3 protein-coding genes and 1 pseudogene are annotated in these 3,290 nt (G+C 71.6%); 1 reads left to right on the forward strand and 3 read right to left on the reverse strand.

Translation table 11 applies throughout. From position 1 onward, the window contains the following. From FNH08_RS47510 to hmgA, 3 genes are all read right to left on the reverse strand, one after another. Positions 1-578, reverse strand: a 578-nt coding sequence (locus tag FNH08_RS47510; RefSeq protein ID WP_322726587.1) for a type ISP restriction/modification enzyme, incomplete at its 3' end; no start/stop codon positions are given. 12 nt (positions 579-590) lie between these two features. After that, on the reverse strand, positions 591-1,340 hold the full coding sequence (locus tag FNH08_RS47515; protein WP_322726588.1) for a GntR family transcriptional regulator: 750 nt from the start codon (positions 1,338-1,340) through the stop codon (positions 591-593). Positions 1,341-1,390: 50 nt separating this feature from the next. Beyond that, a complete protein-coding gene (gene hmgA / locus FNH08_RS47520; RefSeq protein ID WP_152778120.1) occupies positions 1,391-2,707 on the reverse strand; it encodes a homogentisate 1,2-dioxygenase in 1,317 nt (438 codons plus the stop codon). Between the two features lie 220 nt (positions 2,708-2,927). Between hmgA and FNH08_RS47525 the strand changes: the two are divergent. Next, a pseudogene (locus FNH08_RS47525) lies at positions 2,928-3,290 on the forward strand (nuclear transport factor 2 family protein); the annotation flags it as partial.

Below are 3,290 nucleotides of genomic sequence, written 5' to 3' on the forward strand. Positions count from 1 at the left end.
GGGGAGTGGCCGAGGCGTTCCGCGAGGTGGTCCCGCAGGCCCGGGGCCAGGTTGGGCTCCCGGCCGCCCGGTCGCCGGTAGAGGGGGCGCACGCGGCCGGGGCGCGGGCCGTGCGGCGGGGTCAGCGGCAGGGTGGAGGAGACCAGGAGGGCCGGGCCGGAGGACTCCGGCGGGACCGGCTGCTCGACGGCGAACGCCTGGTGGTCGTCCGCCACGCGCCACAGTTCGGGGCGTGCCGCGTCGATCAGCCGGTGGTCCGGGATGAGCCACTGTTCGTCGAAGGGGGCGAAGAGGACCCGGACGGGGTCCGGGCACGGTCCCGACTCCCGGGCCAGTCGCCCCGTGCCGCTGGACTGGCCGGGCAGCTGGGCCACGGCCGAGTGCGGGGTGCGGGAGCGGGTGGGCTCGAACAGGGCCTCGCGGTCGGGCTCCTCGGCCTTCACCAGGGTGTCCCAGCGGGCTTTCAGGGAGGCCGCGTCGGGGGCCGTCGGCCACCTCCGGCCCAGCCGCGGCGGGGCGACGGACCACGGCATGAGGTCCGCGAGCAGCGGAGCGTCGTCGTGCGTCACGCAGGGCATCGTACGACCTCGTCAGTGGGCGTCGAGGGTGACCGTGAAGGAGAAGCGGTCACCGCGGTAGTGGATCACCGCCACGTCCAGCACCCGGCCGTCCCCGTCGTACGTCACGCCCGTGTAGTGCAGGATCGGGCTGAGCAGCGGCACGTGGAGCAGACGCGCCGTCTCCGGGTCGGCCAGCCGGGCCTCTACGGTGTCGGTGATACGGCTGATGTCCGCGCCCACGACGTCCCGGAGCACCTTCGTCATGGGCCAGCGGACCAGGTCGTCGTGGTCGATGTGTTCGGCGAGTTCGGGGCGGACGTGGTTGCGGGCGTGGTTGGTCGGCTCGCCCGTCGTCTCGTCGCCGCGCAGGCGGTGGTACGTCGCCACCTCGGTCAGGTCGGGGAAGTGCTCGGCCAGTTCGGGCGGAACCGGTGACTTCCCGTGGTCCAGCACTTCCGTCGTCATGCCCGACTGCTGCGCCACGATCGCGTCCACCGAGCCCAGCAGCCGTACCGGGGCGCCGCGCCTGGCGCTCGGCTCGATGAACGTGCCGCGCCGGCGGTGCCGGGTGATCAGCCCCTCGTCCTCCAGTTCCTTCAGCGCCTGTCGCATGGTCAGCACGCTCACCCCGTAGTGACCGGCGAGCTGTTCCTCGGTCGGCAGGCGCAGCGGGTCCTGGGGCGAACGGCCGAGGATCGAGGCGCGCAGCGACTGCGAGACCTGGTACCAGAGCGGCAGTTTGCGGTTCAGGACGATCGAGTCCGGGGCGAAGGAGGTCACGACGGTATCCGTACCGGTCGAGTGCACTGGCGTGCAACGGGCGGTGGGCGTCAACCAGCCGGGCGGAAGTGGCGCTGGAGGCCCGACCACACGTCGTCGTACGCCCGTTGCAGGTGTTCTGCGCGCGCCGCCTGGGCCGTGGCGGTCACCGGCCAGCGGGTCTCGAACATGAACGCCAGCCCGTCGTCGATCTTCTGCGGCCGCAGCTCGGCCGCGCTCGCCCGGTCGAACGTCTCCCGGTCCGGGCCGTGCGCCGACATCATGTTGTGCAGCGAGCCGCCGCCCGGCACGAAGCCCTCCGCCTTCGCGTCGTACGCGCCCTCGATGAGCCCCATGTACTCGCTCATCACGTTCCGGTGGAAGTACGGCGGCCGGAACGTGTCCTCGCCCACCAGCCAGCGCGGCGCGAAGACGACGAAGTCGACGCCGGCCAGCCCCGGGGTGTCGGACGGGGAGGTGAGCACCGTGAAGATCGACGGGTCGGGGTGGTCGTAGCTGATGGTGCCGATCACATTGAAGCGGCGCAGGTCGTAGGAGTACGGCACATGGTTGCCGTGCCAGGCCACCACGTCGAGCGGTGAGTGGTCGTAGGTGGCCCTCCAGAGGTTCCCGCAGAACTTGTTCACCACCTCCACCGGGCCCTCGACGTCCTCGTACGCGGCGACCGGTGCCTGGAAGTCCCGTGCGTTCGCGAGGCCGTTGGCGCCGATGGGGCCCAGGTCGGGGAGGCGGAACGGGGCGCCATAGTTCTCGCACACATAGCCGCGGGCGGAGCCGTCGAGCAGCTCCACACGGAAGCGCACCCCACGAGGAATCAGCGCGATGTGGGCGGGCTCCACATGAAGTCGGCCGAACTCGGTGTGCAGCAGCAGTCCGCCGCGCTCGGGGACGATCAGCAGTTCGCCGTCGGCGTCGCTGAAGACGCGCTCCATGGACGCGTTGGCGTGATACAAGTGCGCCGCCATGCCGGTGCGCTGCGTCACGTCGCCGTTGCCTCCGAGGGTCCACAGACCGCCGAGGAAGTCCGTACCCTCCGGCGGCTCGGGCAGCGGGTTCCAGCGCAGCCGGTTCGGGTCGGGTGCCGTTTCGGTGAAGGGAGCCGTGCGGATCGTGCCGTTGTCCGTACGCGTGAACGCGGGGTGCGCGGCGGACGGGCGGATCCGGTACAGCCAGGAGCGCCGGTTGTGCGCCCGCGGCTCGGTGAACGCCGTGCCGCTGAGCTGCTCCGCGTACAGCCCCAGGGGGGCGCGCTGGGGCGAGTTGCGGCCGACGGGCAGCGCGCCCGTGACGGCCTCCGAGCTGTGCTCGTTCCCGAAGCCGGAGAGGTAGGTCAGTTGCTCCGCGGTCTTCCGTGCGTCCCCGCTCATGATCGCTCCCTCGCGCTCTCATTCCTATGCTTCACCGTAGGATTCAGGGTGGTGGGGCGCAAGAGGAGATCCCCGCCATGCGCCCGGACCGGTGAGGTCCCGGCGCCCGCGGTCCCCGGAGCCGGGGCACCCGTCGAAGATCGGCCACGACCGAGGTAGGACCCGAGAACCCGACTTCAGGGGGATCCGGCTGTCAGAGGGGTGCCCTAGTCTCCTGCGCATGTCGTGGACGCGCGGAGGTCTCGCCGCGCTCGCGGTCTGTGCCCTCCTCGGCCTCGTGGCGGGCTGCGGCGAGGGCGGCACGCACGAGCGGAGGGCAGGGGTGTCGGCGTCACCCGTGGGCAAGGTGCTGAAGGACACGGACGAGAAGGGACGGCACTACCGTGAGATCGACGAGAAGGACGCGCCGGAGCTCGGCATAGAGGTCCAGCCGGACGGCGACGACGGTTGGGACGTACGGCTGACCGTCCGCAACTTCCGTTTCTCGCCCACCGGTGCGAAGCCCCTGGCCGTGGTCGGCCGCGGCACAGCCGTCCTCTACCTGGACGGCTGCACCCTCGCCCGCCTCCGCACCACCGAATAC

The organism is Streptomyces spongiae, from assembly GCF_009377185.1.
Lineage (GTDB): Bacteria > Actinomycetota > Actinomycetes > Streptomycetales > Streptomycetaceae > Streptomyces > Streptomyces spongiae.

What these genes read in the sequence shown, in the direction of transcription:
- hmgA (WP_152778120.1), bottom strand. Translation starts at nt 2,707, where the DNA reads ATGAGCGGGGACGCACGGAAGACCGCGGAGCAACTGACCTACCTCTCC.